Source organism: Acinetobacter sp. Tr-809, assembly GCF_011753255.1.
Classification (GTDB): Bacteria; Pseudomonadota; Gammaproteobacteria; order Pseudomonadales; family Moraxellaceae; genus Acinetobacter.
This window is the reverse complement of sequence record NZ_VWVZ01000025.1, coordinates 1-259: the sequence shown is the minus strand read 5'-3', so window position 1 is coordinate 259 and position 259 is coordinate 1. Positions and strand designations below refer to the sequence as shown.

Genomic DNA, 259 nt, shown 5'->3' with positions numbered 1-259 from the left:
TGCTGATCAATGGTGTGACGTACACAGCGACAGTTGATCCATTAACAGGCAACTGGACGGCAAGCGTTGCGGGCAGTGACCTGTTGGCAGATGGTGATAAAACCATTGATGCCACAGCGACCTTCACTGATGCAGCGGGTAACAGCAGCAACATCACCGATACGCAAGTATATACAGTCGATGTAACTGCACCGAATGCACCAGACATCAATCCAATCAATGCAACAGATCCGATTACCGGTACAGCAGAACCTGGTTC

General features: G+C 49.8%; 1 pseudogene. It reads left to right on the top strand.

Annotation, left to right across the window (positions count from 1 at the left end):
- Nucleotides 1-259 (top strand): annotated as a pseudogene (locus tag F3J02_RS18820) (hypothetical protein); the annotation flags it as partial.